Below are 15,871 nucleotides of genomic sequence, written 5' to 3' on the forward strand. Positions count from 1 at the left end.
CGAGGGGCCGCCGCCGTGGCAGGGCCACGACGGCGGCGCATCGACTAGTACACCTCGATCTTCCCGGTGGAGCGCGGGCTTCCCGGGTCGTTGTAGAAGTACTCGCCCACTCGGGTGAACGTGTACTGGAACGACTCACCGGGCGCGAGCCGGACGTTGAAAAGCCCTTCGAAGAACTGCGTCACGCCTCGCGCGCCAGCGTTGCCGGGGTGATTGGTGAACGTCACGGTCGTGCCGACCGGGACCCGCAGGTGCGTGGGCGCCATGCCGGCGACCGCGAACGACTCGGTGGCGCCGATCTCGCCCGTGGAAGCGTTGTACGTGCGCCCGATGACGACCGTGTTCGCCACCGCCGTGCCCTCGACCGGGCCGCCGGAGACCGGCCGACGGATCACCGGGGGTGGCGGCGTCGGTGCCGGACCCAGGTCTCCGCCGACCTCGAAGGCCCAGAGGAAGTCACCGCGTGGCGCCGAGTTCCCGTACGGGATGCTGGTTCCGCCGGCGTACACCGCGAGATATTCCTTGTTGCCGACGCGGTACATGATCGGGCTGGAGCTGATCGCCGCGCCCGTCTGGAACCGCCACAGTTCGCGGCCGTTGCGCGCGTCCATCGCCAGCAGGTTGCCGTCGGGCTGGCCGATGAACATCAGGTCGCTGGCGGTGGTGAGAATGCCGTTGCCGTGTGCCAGCGAATACGGCATCCGCCGCTTCCACTTCACCCGGTTCGTGCGAACGTCGACGGCGACGATCCCCCCGGTCTGGTATTCGCCGGGCGGCCGGAGCCCGTTGCTGCTCTCGGTCAGCGAGTGCGCGGCGGCGACGTACCCGAAGCCGTTGTAGACCAGGCCCGTGCGGTGACTGAACGACAGGTGCGACCAGTCTCCGCCGCCGCCATGGCCCGGGATGGAGAGGATGGGCGTCTCCCAGTGCGGGTCGTAGAGTGCCCCCTGCACGTAGTTGGGCACCGCGCGGTTGGGGTCGCCTGGGACGGCGGTGCCCAGGGGCTGGTCGACGATCCGCTGCTCGGTCCACCCACCCTGCACGGGAAACGGCTGGGTCGGCCACGTCTTCTGGCGCGGCTCCTGCGGCACCGGCCGCTCGACGATGCCCAACGGTGCCGTGCCGCTGATGCGGTCGAGGATGAAGAACATGCCGGACTTGCTGCCGTAGATGACCACCTTGCGGGTGCGTCCCCGAATGCTGACGTCGGCGAGGACCGGGGACATCACGTTGTCCATGTCCCAGATGTCGTGGTGGATCGACTGGAAGTGCCATCGGTAGGCGCCGCTCCGCATGTCCAGCGCGACAAGCGAGTTGGCGAACAGGTTTTGCCCGCCCCGCGCTGATCCGTCCTGCGACGAGTTGTTGCCGCGGGCGTTGCCGAACGTCCAGAAGGTCAGGCCGAGTTCGGGGTCGACGGCCGGGTGGATCCACGGTGTGGCACCGCCGTCCATCCAGGAGTCGCCCTCCCAGGTGTCGTTGCCCAACTCACCCGGCCCCGGAGTGCCCCAGAAGTGCCACAGCACGTCGCCGTTGTGGGCGTCGAGGGCGAGGGCGGCACCACGGGGACCGTCGTTGGTGCCGCAGAACAGCAGGCCGTCGTGGTAGACGACGGCGACCTTCTCGATGTTGCCGAAGCCGCTGACCTGGTGCTCCCAGGCGACCTGGCCGGTCTCCTGGTCGAGCGCGATGACGTAGTTCTCGTTCGACTTGGTGAAGACGTAGCCGCCACCGACCGCGACACCGCGCCGGGTCAGGGTGCCGCGGGTCTGGTCGTACCGCCATTTGGTCCGCCCGGTGGCACCGTCGACGGCGATGACGTTGCCAAGCGCGGACTCGATGTAGAGCACGCCGTCGACGGCGACTGCCGTGCTCTGGCTGCTGCCCGACGCGAGACCGCCCTCGATCCGGTTGACCCAGGCCCCGCGGAGACGGCGAACGTTCCCGCGGTCGATGCGGCGCAGCGAGGAGTAGTTCTGGTTGCCCAGATTGCCGCCGACCTTCGGGAAGTCTTTGTCGCCGGGGGTGTCGAAACGGGCGAGGTCGGCGGCGGATGGTGGGTGGCCACCACCGTGCCGTCCAGCAGCTCCAGCCGGAGCGACTGAGGCGGCGGGCGCGACCGCGGCAGCCACGGCTGTCGCCGCCACGCCCTTCAGTACATTCCTTCGATCGATGTTCGTCATCGGCGGTCACCTTTCTCTCGGCGCCAGCCGCAGCCGTCGGGACTATCCAGGCGGGATCCGGCGGCCGCACGGGCTCACGTTGTCGACGAGTTCCACGGGACAGGACTTTCTTCAGAGGCCGAGATAGATCTTGCGTACCTGGGGGTTCTGGCGGAGCGCCTCGGAGGTGTCCGTCATGGCGACGACGCCGTTCTCCATGACGAGACACTCCGTGGTCACCTCGAACGTCAACTGCGCGTTCTGCTCGACGAGCAGGATGCTGAGACCGCGTTCGTTGAGCTGCTTGAGCACGGCGACAATCTCGCTGACCAGCTTCGGTGAGAGGCCCATCGACGGCTCGTCAAGCAGCATCAGCTGCGGCGCCGACATCAGTGCACGCCCGATCGCGAGCATCTGCTGCTGTCCGCCGGACAGCGCACCGGCGAGCCGGCCGCGCATCTCGCGCAGGACCGGAAACAGCTCGTAGACCTCGTTGAGCGTGTCCAGCGTCGCGCCCTTCCACCGGCGGGTGTAGGCGCCGAGGAGGAGGTTCTTCTCCACTGGAAGTCCGGGGAAGACATGCCGCCCTTCCGGCACGTAGCCAATCCCGTGGCGGACCATGTTGCGGCCCGGCACGCGCGTGAGGTCCACGTCGCCAAAGCGAATCGACCGCACGGTGCGCGGGACCAGGCCCATCAGCGCCTTGAGCGTCGAGGTCTTGCCGGCACCGTTTGCGCCGATGATGCCGACCGACTGTCCCGGCTGGACGGTGAACGACACGTCGTGGGCTGCCGTCACCCCGCCGTAGCGGACGGAGAGGCCGTCAACGACGAGCTGGCGCTCGGTGCTGACGTTGGCGCCTTCGGACGTGTCACGGGTGACTGTCATCGCTGGGCCTCCGACACGACCGGTGCTGGCATGGCCATCGTCTCGCCGAGATATGCCTCGATCACCTCGGGTGAGACCGCAACCTCGTCCGGCGGCCCGTCGGCGATGATCGCGCCGTGCGCGAAGACTGTGACGTGGTCACACAGGGACATGACCATCCCCATGTTGTGTTCGATCACGACGATGGTGACGCCGGCGTCGCGAATCGAGCGGATGATGTCGCACAGTTGCCGGACCTCATCGCCGTTGAGGCCTGCCGCTGGCTCGTCGAGCAGCAGCAGCCGCGGTCGGGCGGCCATCGCGCGGGCGATCTCGACCCGGCGTTGGGTGCCGTACGGCAGCGCCGTTGGCTGGCTGTTGGCGAAGGCTCGCAAGCCGAACCGGTCGAGCAGGTCGTCGGCCTCCCGACGCAGGGCGCGGTCACGCCGCCATACGCCGAGCGGGAGCAGAAGGTACCGCCAGGTGCCGCGGACCCGGCTCGGGTCAAGGGCAACCAGGATGTTGTCCCGGACGGACAGCGCCGGAAAGAGCCGCAGGTTCTGGAACGTCCGCGCGATGCCGGCGTGGGCCAGGGCATGTGGCCGAGCCGCGGTGACATCGCGACCTTCGAGGAACACACGTCCCGCGGTCGGCCGGTAGAGCCCACTGATCACGTTGAAGAGCGTGGTCTTGCCTGAGCCGTTCGGACCGACGATGCCCCTGATCTGCCGGGCCGGCACGAGGACGGAGACGTCGGCGACCGCCTTGACGCCTTTGAAATGCATGCTGAGGTTGCGGACCTCGAGGATGGGCACGGCGTCGTCGACCGGCGCCGGCCCGGGCTCGTACGGCCGAAACGGGCTCAGGGAGGCCGCCTGCTGGACCGGCCGGCGGCGCCAGCCCAGGCGCCCCGCCACGGAGCTCAGACGGCGTGGAAGGCCGGCCAACCCGGTCGGCGCGAACACGACGGTGAGGACCACGACGGAGCCGTACGCCACCTGTGCGTAGGTCGGATAGTCGATCAGCACCTCGCGGACGAGGGCGAGTGCGATGGCACCGACCACGCAGCCCACCAGGCTCTGACGCCCTCCGATGATCACCATGGCGAGCAGCAGGAACATGTTGGCGATACTGAACGTCTCCGGCGCCACGTACCCGATCAGCCCGGAGTAGAGCACGCCCGCGACGCCGCCGTAGACGCTTGCGAGCAGAAAGGCGGTCATCCGCAGCGCGGGCACCTCGACGCCGACCGCACCGGCGGCGAGGGAGTCGTCGCGCATGGCGCGCATCCGCCGGCCCAGCGAGGTGTGCACGACGAAGAGGCCGAAACCCAGGGTCAGCGCGAACAGCGCGAGCTCGACGTAGTAGTAGAGATACGCGTTGGACAGGTCGATGCCGGGCAGTCCCGGCCGCGGGATGCCGGAGATGCCCTCCGCGCCGCCAGCGAGTTCCGAGTTGGTCACCCAGTTGGTGAAGGCCAGCGCGAGCCCGAGTGTCACGATGCCCAGGTAGTGGGACTGCACGCGTAGTGCGGGAGTACCCACGACCAGACCGACCGCCGCCGTGGCGAGGATCGCGAGCAGGGCAGCCACCCAGAAACCCATGCCAGCCTTGACGGTGAGGACAGCCGTGGCATACGCCCCCACGCCGAAGAACGCGACCTGCGCCAGGTTGATCTGCCCGGCGATGCCCATGGCCAGGCCGAGACCGACCGCGAGGATCGCGTACAGCAGCATGACGTTGACGACGTGCATGGTGTAGGAGTTGAGCTGGTACGGGAGCATCCAGGCGGCGACCGCCAACACAGCCAGAGCGCCGAGCCGGTACCTCATGCCCGGTTCACCGTCCTCTCGCCGAAGATGCCGGTCGGCCGGATCATGATGATCATGGTGAAGATCAGGAACGTGACAAGCTCGGAGTAGCCCTGGAAGTGCCCGGCCGCGAACGAGTCGATCACCCCGATGCTGATCCCGCCGAGAATCGCGCCAGGGATGCTGCCGAAGCCGCCGAGGATCGCCCCGGCGAAGCCCTTGATGCCGAGCGCTCCGCCCATCGCGGGGCTCACGTACAACAGTGGGCCGACGAGGCCGCCGGCCAAGGTGGCGAGACCTGCCCCGATCATGAACGCCATCGAGTTGCTCCGCCCGACATGGATGCCGACGGCCGTTGCCGCCTGGTGGTCCATGGCCACCGCCTGCATCGCGACGCCGCGCTTCGTCCGCTGAAGGAAGAGGACTAGCAGAACCGTCGCGACGGCCGCGATGGCGAGCACGACAAGGTCGTACGTCCGGATGCGGATGCCGAGGATGTCCAGGGGTGCCGCCGGCACGGGCGATGGCACCGCGCGTCCGGTCGCTCCCCAGATGACGATCGCGAGCGCCTCCAGCACGATCCCGAAGCCGATCGTGCCAATCAGCATGAGGTCGAAGTCCTTGTTCTCCAGCGGCCGCAGCACCCGCTCGATGATGACGCCGATGAGCCCGGTCACCCCGATCGCCACCACCATGGCCAGAGCGAAAGGGAGTCTGACCGAGAGGTAGAACGTCGAGGCAAGGTAGGCGCCAATCATCACGACACTGCCGTGCGCGAAGTTGACGAGGCCCATGGTGCGATAGACGAGCGAGAAGCCCAACGCGACAAGAGCGTAGATCGCGCCGAGGCTCATCCCGCCGATGAACGTCTGTAGAAAGACTTGCATGCTTCTCCCCTGACCCTCTTCCGACGATCCGGGGCGGCCCCTGCCGGAGCCGCCCCCTCCAAGATCAGCCTTGGGTCGGGACCAGCTTGCCTGCGGTGATCGTGCCGATCGAGGTCGCGAAGATCCCGACGCCCGTCTCGTCATACGCGAAGCTGCCCAGCAGACCCTGGTGCTTCACCGCGCGGATCGCGTCGGCGAGATCCTTGCCCGTGGCCACGTTGGTGTTCTTGAGGGCGGTCAGCAGGATCTGCGCCCCGTCATAGGCCTTCGCGCCATGCATCTCGGCCGGTTCGCCATACGCTGCCAGGTAGGCGGCGGCGAATGCGCGGGACGCCTCGCTCACCTCGTTGCTGAGGTAGGGCGTGCTCACGATCGTGCCCTCGGTGTTGCTCGCCCCGGCGGTATCGATGAACACGGGCGTACCCTGCGGCGCGGCGCCGGCGAACGGAGCGGTGATGCCGAGGTCGCGTGCCTGCTTGACGATCAGGCCGGACTGCACTTCCTCCGCGCCGACGAAGATCAGCTGCGGATTACGCTGACGGATGTTCGTCAAGGCCGCGCTGAAGTCCTTCTGGTCGGTGGTGACGATTTGGTCGGCCACCGGCGTCACGCTGCGCCCAGCGAGCGACTTGGTGAAGGCGTCGTGCTCGCCCTTGCCATACGAGCCGTTGTTGGTGATGAGAGCGATGTTCTTGATCCCCCGCTTGCCGACGACGTGTTCGGCCAGCGTCTCGTCGTAGGTCAGGCTCGTCGGGCCATTGAGGAACAGAAACGGGCTCTTGACGGCGATCAGACCCGGCGACTGGCCGGAGGTGATGTTGGGAATCTCCTCCTGCCGGAGAATCGGTGCCATGGCGATTGTCACCGCGCTCTCGGCGGTGCCGAGCATCGCGATGTAACCCTCGCTCGCGATCTTGCGTGCAACGTTGGTGCCGACCGTCGGATCGCCTTGGCTGTCGAAGACGCCGATCTCGATCTGGCGGCCGCTGATGCCGCCGTTCTTGTTCCACTCTTCGATGGCGAGTTTGGCGCCCTTGAGTTCCCAGGCACCGAGCGAGCTCAGCTGGCCGCTCTGCGCGTTGGCGATGGCGATCTTGATGGGGCCGGTGTTCCCGTCCTCACCGGCGGCCTCCTCTCCGGGGGCGGAGCAGGCGCCAGCGAAGACCACTCCGATGGCGAGGAGCGAGGCGGCGAAGGTACGCCGATAGCGTCGGGTCATGAGGGTCACCTCGAGTCGTCGTGGGTGGTGGGGTGTTGGTGGGGTTGCGCGGACGACGGTGGGCGCTCGCCGGTCAGTCGAAGACACCTCGGTAGATGTCCTTGATGTTCCAGTGCCCAGGCGTCGGGACGGGCTCGTTGATCATGGGCACGTCCAGCACCGCCGGGCGGCGGGCCGCGACGGCGGTACGCAGCGAGGAGCCCAGCTCCTCAGCCGTGGCGATGCTGTAGCCGTCGGCGCCGCAAGCCCGGCCGTAGGCGGCGAAGTCCGGGCTGTACGGCGAGCCGTCGGGCCCGACGAAGTCGCAGCCGTAACTGCGCCCGAAGTTCGCCGCCTGCAGGTCGGATATCGTGCCGTGGGACCGGTTGTTCATCACGACGAAGATGACCGGGGCGCCCTGTTCGACCGCCATGGGCACCGCGGGCAGCTGCGCGCCCATGCCGCCGTCGCCGATCAGGGCGACGACGGTGCGGTCGGGCTGAGCGATCTGGACACCGACCGCCGCCGCTGGGCCGAAGCCCATCGTCGAGGCGCCACCTGGTGTGATGAACCGCCCCTCGTCGGGCAGCTCGTAGCACTGGGCGACGCCGTTCTTGTTCCATCCCACGTCGGTGACGAGGATGGCGTCGGGCGGCAGGATTGCCCGCAGGTCGGCCAGGATCCGCTCGGGCCGCAGCGGGAACTGCGCACTGGTGCCGCGTTCCCGGCTCTCGCTGAACAGGGCACGACGGGTCGCGGTGATGGTCTCGCGCAGCTCGGGCCGCTGGCGCGGCGTGGGCTGCCGTTCGCGGACAGCGGTGTCGATGGCGCGCACGGCGTCCGCGACGTCGGCGACGGCGCCCACCGCGACCGGGAAGTTGCGGCCGATCTCCGCCGGGTCGATGTCGATCTGGATCAACTGCCCAGGCGGGAACTGCCAGGTGTAGCGGGGGTCCCATGAGCTGGTGTCGGTCTCGGCGAACCGGGTGGCCAGCGCCAGGACGACGTCGGCCTCACGGGTATGCCGGTTGGTCATCTCGAGGCCCCAGAAGCCTGGCATCCCGAGCACGAGCGGATGGCTGTCGGGCAGCGTCCCCTTGGCCATGAGCGAATGCGCGACGGGGATGTCGAGGTGCTCGATCAGCGAGCGGAGAGCGTCGAGTCCTGGTCCGCGCCGCAGGCCGCCGCCCAGGTAGACCAGCGGCCGCTCGGCGGCCACGAGCAGGTCGGCGATCCGCCCGGCCGCATCGGAGGGCAGGCCCGGCCGCTCCGGTGTCACGAGCGGAAACCCGGCGGCGGTCTCCCGCGTGACCGGACGAGAGAAGTGGTCCATCGGCACGCTGAGCAGCACCGCGCCCGGACGTCCGGTGGTCGCGGTCGAGAAGGCGCGCTCGGTGAACCGCGCCAGGTCACCCGCTCGGTGCACCTGCCACGCCCGCTTGACGAAGGGACGGTAGATCGCCGCCTGGTCGGCGTCAGCGTGGAGGTTGATCTCCTGGTGCGGATGCCGGCCGTAGTAGTAGGACGGAATATCGCCGGCGATCGCCACCAGCGGCACCGAGTCCATCGCAGCGGTGAGTACACCGGTGACCGCGTTCGTCATACCGGGACCGACGTGCAGCAGCAGGACGCCGGGTTTGCCGGTGGCGCGGGCGTAGCCGTCGGCCGCGTGCGCCGCCGTTTGTTCGTGACGGGCGATGATGAACCGGATGCTGCTGCGCCCGATGGCGTCAAGCAGCGCGATGTTGGTGTGTCCACAGGTGCCGAAGACGTACTCCACGCCGTACGACTCGAGCTGGGCCACCATGGCCTCCGCCGCGGGGACCGTATCCCGCCGCGCGGCGGTGTCCACGACCTGGTCGAGAGTCATCGCGTGCCTTCCTGGTCACCGAACAGGGACATGCCACGCAGCAGCAACGACTTCACAACCGTGTAGTCGTCGATCATCCAGCGCGGCGACTCGCGCCCGAACCCGGAGTCTTTGACCCCGCCGAACGGGACGTGGTCGAGCCGGAAGTTCGATGAGCCGTTGACGACGAGGCCACCGACCTCAAGGTCGCGCCAAGCTCTCACGATCCGCCGGACGTCATTGGTGAACAGCCCCGCCTGCAGGCCGTAACGGCTGTCGTTGCAGGCGGCGACCACATCGTCGAAGCTGTCGTAGGGCAACACGCTGACCACCGCGCCGAACACCTCGTCACGGATCAACCGGGCGTCGGCAGGCGGTGATGCCACCACTGTCGGCACCACGGTGGCACCGTCCCGGCGACCGCCGGTCGTGACAGTCGCACCCGCGGCCTCCGCCTCGGCGGCCCAGACGACCACACGCTCGGCCGCGTCGTCGTCGACCATCGATCCGACGTCGGTGGCCGGGTCGAGCGGATCCCCGACCGACAGCTTCTCCACCTCGCCGGTGAAGGCGGCCAGGAACTCGTCGTAGCACCCACGGTGGACGTAGATCCGCTGGACCGAGATGCAACTCTGTCCCGAGTTGCTGTATCCGGTGGCGGCGCAGATCCGGGCGGCCGCCCCGATGTCCGCGTCCTCGCACACGATCGTGGCGGCGTTGCCGCCGAGCTCCATGACGAGCCGTTTGGCGCCGGCCGCACGGGCGACGGCCGCACCGGTGGCGACGCTGCCGGTGAAGCTGACGACGCCGACGTCCGGGGCCCCACACAGAGCGGCCCCGAGCGGGCCTCCACCGTGTAGCACCTGGACCGCCTCCGGGGGCATTCCAGTGTCGAGCAGGAGCGCGACGATCGCCGCGGACACCGCCGGCGCCTGCGGCGGCGGCTTGACGATCGTCGTGTTTCCCGCCGCGAACGCTGCCGCCAGCTTGTGCGCCAGCAGGTTGGCCGGCGCGTTGAAAGGCGTGATCGCCAGCGCCACGCCGACCGGTGCACGATGCGTGAAGGCGGTGGTCCCCACGCCCCGGGCCCAACCAGCGACCGGCAGGACTTCACCGCCGACGCGCCTGGCCTCTGCGGCGGCGACGGCGAACGTGTCCGCCACCCGATCGATCTCGCCCAGACCGTCCTTGACCGGTTTGCCGAGCTCCAGCGCCAGCAGCCGCGCCAAGCGGTCCCGCTGGTGGGTCGCGGCGGCGGCGGCGCGTTCCAGCACCGCGGCGCGCGCCGCGGGCGAGAGGCGGGCGGTCGCTTTCGCGCCACGGCGCGCATATGCGAGTGCGGCATCGACGTCGTCCTCGTCCGCCTGCCGGGCGGTGCTGACGCTCTCCCGCACCCAGGGCCCGACACGTTCGAGTTTCGGTCCCGCCGTGACCCACTCGCCGGCGATGAGGCATCCGACCTCGACGACCTCGGTCGGTGCGGTGCGGATGGGCTTGTCGAGCATCGCCGCTCCCTTGAGTGGACCGCTTAGTGGCACTCCTGGACCGTCCTGCGGACTAGGTGTAACGTACGGGCGGCGAAGTCCCCTGGCAATAGTTGGTTCCAAAACCGTTACGGGGACGTGAAGCCGTATCGAAGGACGCGAGAGAGAGACCATGGCATCCATGGCCGAACGAAACTCATCGACGCAGGGTGCGACGCCCACGGACCCTCCCGACGCGGGCGGCGTCCGCAGCGTCCAGCGCGCGATGGAAATCATGTCCCTGCTGACGGAGAGCAGGCCGTCGGTAACCATCCGGGAGATCGTGGACAGCACGGGCCTCGCGAAGACGACTGTCATTCGACTGGTCCAGACGCTGGAGCAGAACGGCTTGCTGTGGGCGACGAGTCACGGTTACACGGCCGGTCCCGGCCTGTGGCGGTGGGCCCACCTCGCCAACCGCAGCTGGGAGGTCCCGCCGGAAACCCGCCATCTGATGCGCGACCTCGCGGCGACCCATCGCGAGACGGTCAACCTGTACGTGACCCGGGACATCAGCCGTGTCTGCGTCGCCCAGGAGGAGAGCCCGCAGGCCCTACGCCACGTGGTCCGGGTCGGCGATGAGCTGCCCATGTGGGCAGGCGCATCATCCAAGGTGTTGCTTCGAGACGCGCCGCCCGCTCTGCTCGCGCGGGTCGCGGCGTCGTCCCCGTGGGGTCAGTCGCACGTCGCAACGCTGCGGATGTGGCTCGACGACGCCGCGGCCAAGGGCTTCGCCACCAGCGACGGTGAACGCGAACCTGGCCTGTCCGCCGTTGCCGTGCCGGTGACCGGGAGATCGGGGCCGGTTGTGGCGGCGCTGTGCCTGAGCGGGCCGACAATGCGGTTCACCCCGGAGCGAGTCGCCGAGTTCGTCGAATCGCTCAAGGTCGCCGCGGCCCGGATGTCCGAGACAGGCTTCGACCACCCACTCGCCCGGTAGGCCGACGCCACACCGGCTCAGGCCGCCACTACCCACCCGAGGGGCACGCATGGACAACCGACCGCTGCGCGGCGTACGGGTCCTCGACCTGACCAACGTCCTGGCCGGGCCGTACTGCAGTTACCAACTCATGCTGCTCGGAGCCGAGGTCGTGAAGATCGAGAAACCGGGGCACGGGGATCTGGCACGCCGGCTCGGTCCGGAACCCGCGCTCAACGAGGCAGGGATCGGCACCTCCTTCCTCGCACAGAACGCCGGCAAGAAGTCGATCGAGCTGGACCTCAAGGACCCGCACGACCGCGCCGCCTTCGACGATCTCCTGCGCGGCGCGGACGTCCTGCTGGAGAACTTCCGCGCCGGGGTCCTGGACCGGCTCGGGTACGACTGGGATGCCCTCCGCCAGGCAAACTCGCGCCTGATCTACTGCGCCATCTCCGGCTTCGGGCAGGGCGGCCCGATGAGCCAGGCACCCGCGTACGACCAGATCATCCAGGGTCTCGCCGGCATGATGAGCGTCACCGGCACCCCGGAGACGGCACCCCTGAGGGTCGGCTTCCCGGTGTCCGACTCGGTCGGCGGCCTCGTGGCCGCGATGGCCATCTGTGCGGCACTCACCGGCCGGTCCCAGACCGGGGAGGGCGCATTCCTCGACGTGTCCATGTTGGAGGCGTCCCTGTCGGTCATGGGGTGGGCGACCTCCAACTATCTGGTGAGCGGCGTCCCACCAGAGCCGATGGGCGACCAGAACGCGACCGCCGCCCCCTCGGGTACCTTCGACACCGCCAACGGTCCTCTCAACATCGCGGCGAACCGCCAGCGGCAGTTCGAGGTGCTGTGCCGGCTCGTCGAGCGCGACGATCTCGTCACCGACGAACGCTTCGCCGACCGCGAGGCACGTAAGACCAACCGCGCGGCCCTGAACGAGGAGATCAACGCCGCGCTCCGACGACGTCCGGCGATCGAGTGGGAGCGGATGCTCTCCGCGGCGGGCGTTCCCGCGGCGCGCATTCTGACCGTCCCCCAGGCGGTCCAGCTCGAACAGTTGCAGGTGCGCGGCTTCTTCACCGACCTGGCATTTCCCGGCAATGCCGACCGCACCCTGCGGGTCAGCGGCAACGGAGTGCTCGTCAACGGCACTCCTCTTCGACCAGCTACACCCCCTCCGCTCCTGGGAGAGCACAACGACGAGTTCGCCCTGGACGCCGACCTCGGCGCCGTTGACGAGGTCGCGGCGCCGTGAGTGACGAGCCGACCGTGCGGGACGTGTCGGACTGGTGGTCCACGGCGGTGTCCCGCATCGAACCCGACGTGATCGAACTACGCGGTCGGCCGGTGCAGGACCTCATCGGGCACACCAGCTTTGTCGGCACGATCTGGTTGCTGCTCCGGGGGCACCCGCCGACGCCCGGCCAGGAACGGCTGCTCGAGGCCGCGCTGGTGTCCGGCGTGGACCACGGGCCGCAGGCACCGTCGATAGCGGTGGCCCGCATCGCCGCCACCTGCGGCGTCGGGCTCAACAACGCCGTCGCCACCGGGGTGAACCTCCTAGGCGACGTGCACGGCGGCGCCGGCGAACAATGCATGGAGATGCTCGCCGAAGTCACCAGCCGCACCAGGGCCGGCGGCACGCTCGATCGCGCGGCAGCCACGGTCGTCGAGGACTGGCAGGCCCGCTCCAAGTACCTGCCCGGCTTTGGACACCGCTTCCACACCGTGGACCCACGCCGCAAGCCACTGCTGGACCTGGTCGAGGCCGCAGCCGCCGAGGGCTTGGTCGACGGGGCGTACCTGCGTGCGGCGAACGCGATCGAGCGCATTCTGGCCACGGGAGGACACAAGCCCGTGCCCATCAATGTGGACGGTTGCACAGCCGTCGTCTTCGGCGAGCTGGGCTTCGCGCCGCCACTGGCCCGCGGCCTCTTCGTCCTGAGCCGCAGCGTCGGAATCCTCGCTCACGCATGGGAAGAGACGGGCCAGGGCCGGCGCAACAAGGGGCCGATGCCGCCATCCATTCTGCCCACCTATCTCGGGACCGCCTGAGGCCGCCCGACACCGTGCCCGAACAGCCCCCGCTGCACTGCGACGGGGGCCATCCGCAGATGCGCGAAAACCATTGGCGCGGTTGCAAAAGCCCTTGTCAGAAGGGGTTTGCGCCTTGCTGGCCGATCAGCGTCTCGCTATATTGACCGTACCTCTACGCGGTACGCACGGTCCATCTAGCGGACCTCGATGCGCTGGGGCTCATCCAGCGCAACCCATCCCACCCCTACTGGTTCCGCTCCCCCGGCCGGTGGCGCGCCCGCCGTCCTGGCCACCACCAACAGATCGACAAAGGAGCAGCCATGCCCGTACGGCGCAACACGCTGATCAGCGCAGTCCTCGGCGCCACCCTGACCGCAGCCGTCATGCTGCTGGGCACGTCCATCCCGAGCGCTGCGGACAAGGCCGCCACCAAGCCGAAAGACGGGAGTGCCGAGAACCTCGGCCGACCCAACTACGGTGTCTGTCGCGGCATCGACTCCGACTGCTACCACGACTGGGGCAACTTCGACCCCGCCGCTGACGGCTACCGCGTCCTCGTCTACAGCCGGACAGCCGGGCCGCGACACGCGCACATCGGGCCCGTGCTGCCGGCGGGCCTCAACCCACCCCTCACCCCCGCACACGCCGCGCAGAACGCCATCGTCAGGCTGGGTGCGGAACACAACTTCGCCGTCGACTGGACGGAGGACGTCACGCAGCTCTCGTCACCGTCGCGGCTGTTCCGCTACAACGCGGTCATCTTCATGAGCACCACGCGGGATGCCCTCGACGATCCGGCCCAGACCGCGCTGCGCCAGTACATCCGCGGCGGTGGCGGTTTCGTGGGCATTCACAACGCGTTCGGCACGGAATACAACTGGGACTGGTACGAAGGCCTGCTCGGCGGGGCCAACTACTACGACCACGGACGCAACCAGCCGGGCACCGTCACGACCACAAGCCACCGGGACGCCTCAACCGCCGGACTCCCGGCCCGCTGGGACTTCGCCGACGAGTGGTACAACCTGGTGCCGTTCCCGAGCGAGGTGCGGATCCTGGCCAAGGTCGACGAGTCCACGCTGCCCGAGGGTCCGACCGGGGGCAGCGGGCACCCTGGCCACGGCCGCAACCACCCGGTGTCGTGGTGCCAGTACTACGACGGCGGACGGTCGTGGGTCACCACGCTGGGGCACGCCGTCGAAGCCTGGACGGACGCGTCGATGACCGGCGACGAGTACTTCCTCGACCACGTCCTCGGCGGTATCGAATCCGCCATGGGTCGCCGCCCGTTCTGCCGATGACACCTGCTGGCGGGCGACTGCGGTCCTCGGCCCGGCACCCACCCCCAACGTTGTCCGCAAGGTGGGGACAGCGTCGCGGACAGGTGGCGCAGGTGATCAGTTGAACAAGCGGCTCAGGCCGTGGCCATCGACGTGGATGGCCACGGCCTTTGCCCTGTTGGCAAGCTGTCAGCCGCGCTGACTCTCGTCCCCGTGGTGCTCCGGCGGGGTGGCCCGCCCGCCGATCCGTGGGCGTGTGAGGATGCAGCTCGTGCGTGCCGTGATCTTCGACGAGTTCGGCGTCCGACCCGAGGTCCGTGACGTCCCGGACCCGGTGCCGCCACCCGGGGGCGCCGTCATCCGTGTCGAGGCGACCGGGTTGTGCCGCAGCGACTGGCACGGTTGGCAGGGGCACGATTCCGACATCCGACCGCCACACGTCCCCGGTCACGAGTTCGCGGGCGTCGTCACGGCGGTCGGCACCGGCGTACGCGGCTGGCGGCCCGGCGACCGGGTCACCGCACCCTTCGTCTCCGCGTGTGGGCAGTGCGCGGCCTGCCTGGCGGGCGACCAGCAGGTCTGTGAACGCCAGACGCAGCCCGGCTTCACCCACTGGGGGTCGTTCGCCGAGTACGTCGCGCTGCACAATGCCGACGTCAACCTGGTCCGGCTCCCCGACGAGCTGGACTACCCGGCCGCGGCGGCGCTCGGCTGCCGGTTCGCCACGGCGTTCCGCGCGGTGGTCAGTCAGGGGCGGGTCGGCGCCGGCGAGTGGGTGGCGGTGCACGGCTGCGGCGGCGTGGGACTCTCCGCGGTGATGATCGCCGCGGCCTGCGGCGCGCGGGTGGTGGCGATCGACATCGCCCCCGCCGCGCTCGAGCTGGCCAGGAGCTTCGGTGCCACGGTCTGCCTGGACGGCAGCACCCTCACCGGCCCGGGCGCGGTGGCCGCCGCCGTTCGGGAGGCGACCGGCGGCGGGGCGCACCTGTCGCTCGACGCACTGGGCAGTCACGCCACCTGCATAGCCTCGGTGGAGTGCCTGCGGCGGCGGGGACGGCACGTTCAGGTCGGACTTCTTCCCACCGCCCAGGGCCGTCCGGCCGTGCCGATGGAGCTCGTGATCGCGTTCGAGCTGGAGCTGCGCGGCAGCCACGGGATGGCGGCGCACGCCTACCCGGAGCTACTCGGGCTGGTCACCGCCGGCGTGCTGCGCCCAGCCGAGCTGATCACCCGCAGCATCGGCCTCGACGAGGTGCCTCACGCGTTGGCCACGATGGACCAGCCCGGTCACGGGGGAATGTGCCTCATCCACCCCCAATGAAGGGGATGTCC

12 protein-coding genes are annotated in these 15,871 nt (G+C 69.2%); 5 read left to right on the forward strand and 7 right to left on the reverse strand.

The genetic code is table 11. The features are described from left to right. Positions 1 to 44: 44 nt before the first annotated feature. The 7 genes from ABZV00_RS07690 to ABZV00_RS07720 all read right to left on the reverse strand — a co-directional run bounded on the left by ABZV00_RS07690 (position 45) and on the right by ABZV00_RS07720 (position 10,570). Positions 45 to 2,183: a PQQ-binding-like beta-propeller repeat protein gene (locus ABZV00_RS07690; protein ID WP_355602785.1), complete on the reverse strand. Its 2,139-nt coding sequence runs from the start codon at positions 2,181 to 2,183 to the stop codon at positions 45 to 47. 111 nt (positions 2,184 to 2,294) lie between these two features. Then, complete coding sequence (locus ABZV00_RS07695; RefSeq protein WP_355602787.1) at positions 2,295 to 3,050, reverse strand: ABC transporter ATP-binding protein; 756 nt, start codon at positions 3,048 to 3,050, stop codon at positions 2,295 to 2,297. Then, positions 3,047 to 4,861, reverse strand: coding sequence for a branched-chain amino acid ABC transporter ATP-binding protein/permease (locus ABZV00_RS07700; RefSeq protein ID WP_355602789.1), 1,815 nt, complete (start codon positions 4,859 to 4,861; stop codon positions 3,047 to 3,049). Before ABZV00_RS07700 ends, ABZV00_RS07695 begins: the two co-directional genes overlap by 4 nt. Beyond that, complete coding sequence (locus ABZV00_RS07705) at positions 4,858 to 5,694, reverse strand: branched-chain amino acid ABC transporter permease (protein ID WP_355602790.1); 837 nt, start codon at positions 5,692 to 5,694, stop codon at positions 4,858 to 4,860. Before ABZV00_RS07705 ends, ABZV00_RS07700 begins: the two co-directional genes overlap by 4 nt. 97 nt (positions 5,695 to 5,791) lie before the next feature. Then, entirely contained in the window at positions 5,792 to 6,946 is a 1,155-nt protein-coding gene (locus tag ABZV00_RS07710) for an ABC transporter substrate-binding protein (RefSeq protein ID WP_355602792.1), read from the reverse strand. Positions 6,947 to 7,019: 73 nt separating this feature from the next. Then, positions 7,020 to 8,795: a thiamine pyrophosphate-binding protein gene (locus ABZV00_RS07715; RefSeq protein WP_355602794.1), complete on the reverse strand. Its 1,776-nt coding sequence runs from the start codon at positions 8,793 to 8,795 to the stop codon at positions 7,020 to 7,022. Further along, positions 8,792 to 10,570, reverse strand: coding sequence for an aldehyde dehydrogenase family protein (locus ABZV00_RS07720; RefSeq protein WP_355602796.1), 1,779 nt, complete (start codon positions 10,568 to 10,570; stop codon positions 8,792 to 8,794). Before ABZV00_RS07720 ends, ABZV00_RS07715 begins: the two co-directional genes overlap by 4 nt. Between ABZV00_RS07720 and ABZV00_RS07725 the strand changes: the two genes are divergently transcribed. The 5 genes from ABZV00_RS07725 to ABZV00_RS07745 all read left to right on the forward strand — a co-directional run bounded on the left by ABZV00_RS07725 (position 10,533) and on the right by ABZV00_RS07745 (position 15,860). Further along, a complete protein-coding gene (locus ABZV00_RS07725) occupies positions 10,533 to 11,237 on the forward strand; it encodes an IclR family transcriptional regulator (protein ID WP_355602798.1) in 705 nt (234 codons plus the stop codon). The genes ABZV00_RS07720 and ABZV00_RS07725 overlap by 38 nt on opposite strands. Before the next feature lie 49 nt (positions 11,238 to 11,286). After that, complete coding sequence (locus ABZV00_RS07730) at positions 11,287 to 12,477, forward strand: CoA transferase (RefSeq protein WP_355602800.1); 1,191 nt, start codon at positions 11,287 to 11,289, stop codon at positions 12,475 to 12,477. Then, positions 12,474 to 13,277: a citryl-CoA lyase gene (locus ABZV00_RS07735; RefSeq protein ID WP_355602801.1), complete on the forward strand. Its 804-nt coding sequence runs from the start codon at positions 12,474 to 12,476 to the stop codon at positions 13,275 to 13,277. Before ABZV00_RS07730 ends, ABZV00_RS07735 begins: the two co-directional genes overlap by 4 nt. Positions 13,278 to 13,579: 302 nt before the next feature. Continuing rightward, complete coding sequence (locus ABZV00_RS07740; protein ID WP_355602803.1) at positions 13,580 to 14,560, forward strand: ThuA domain-containing protein; 981 nt, start codon at positions 13,580 to 13,582, stop codon at positions 14,558 to 14,560. A gap of 241 nt (positions 14,561 to 14,801) precedes the next feature. After that, entirely contained in the window at positions 14,802 to 15,860 is a 1,059-nt protein-coding gene (locus tag ABZV00_RS07745) for a zinc-dependent alcohol dehydrogenase family protein (RefSeq protein ID WP_355602805.1), read from the forward strand. Positions 15,861 to 15,871 lie beyond the last annotated feature (11 nt).

It is taken from the genome of Micromonospora sp. NPDC005173 (assembly GCF_040608515.1).
Classification (GTDB): domain Bacteria; phylum Actinomycetota; class Actinomycetes; order Mycobacteriales; family Micromonosporaceae; genus Micromonospora.

Bases quoted from the DNA above. Each gene is read 5' to 3' on its own strand.
- ABZV00_RS07690 (WP_355602785.1), bottom strand. From the start codon at position 2,183: ATGACGAACATCGATCGAAGGAATGTACTGAAGGGCGTGGCGGCGACA.
- ABZV00_RS07695 (WP_355602787.1), bottom strand. From the start codon at position 3,050: ATGACAGTCACCCGTGACACGTCCGAAGGCGCCAACGTCAGCACCGAG.
- ABZV00_RS07700 (WP_355602789.1), bottom strand. From the start codon at position 4,861: ATGAGGTACCGGCTCGGCGCTCTGGCTGTGTTGGCGGTCGCCGCCTGG.
- ABZV00_RS07705 (WP_355602790.1), bottom strand. From the start codon at position 5,694: ATGAGCCTCGGCGCGATCTACGCTCTTGTCGCGTTGGGCTTCTCGCTC.
- ABZV00_RS07710 (WP_355602792.1), bottom strand. From the start codon at position 6,946: ATGACCCGACGCTATCGGCGTACCTTCGCCGCCTCGCTCCTCGCCATC.
- ABZV00_RS07715 (WP_355602794.1), bottom strand. From the start codon at position 8,795: ATGACTCTCGACCAGGTCGTGGACACCGCCGCGCGGCGGGATACGGTC.
- ABZV00_RS07725 (WP_355602798.1), top strand. From the start codon at position 10,533: ATGTCCCTGCTGACGGAGAGCAGGCCGTCGGTAACCATCCGGGAGATC.
- ABZV00_RS07720 (WP_355602796.1), bottom strand. From the start codon at position 10,570: ATGGTTACCGACGGCCTGCTCTCCGTCAGCAGGGACATGATTTCCATC.
- ABZV00_RS07730 (WP_355602800.1), top strand. From the start codon at position 11,287: ATGGACAACCGACCGCTGCGCGGCGTACGGGTCCTCGACCTGACCAAC.
- ABZV00_RS07740 (WP_355602803.1), top strand. From the start codon at position 13,580: ATGCCCGTACGGCGCAACACGCTGATCAGCGCAGTCCTCGGCGCCACC.
- ABZV00_RS07745 (WP_355602805.1), top strand. From the start codon at position 14,802: ATGCAGCTCGTGCGTGCCGTGATCTTCGACGAGTTCGGCGTCCGACCC.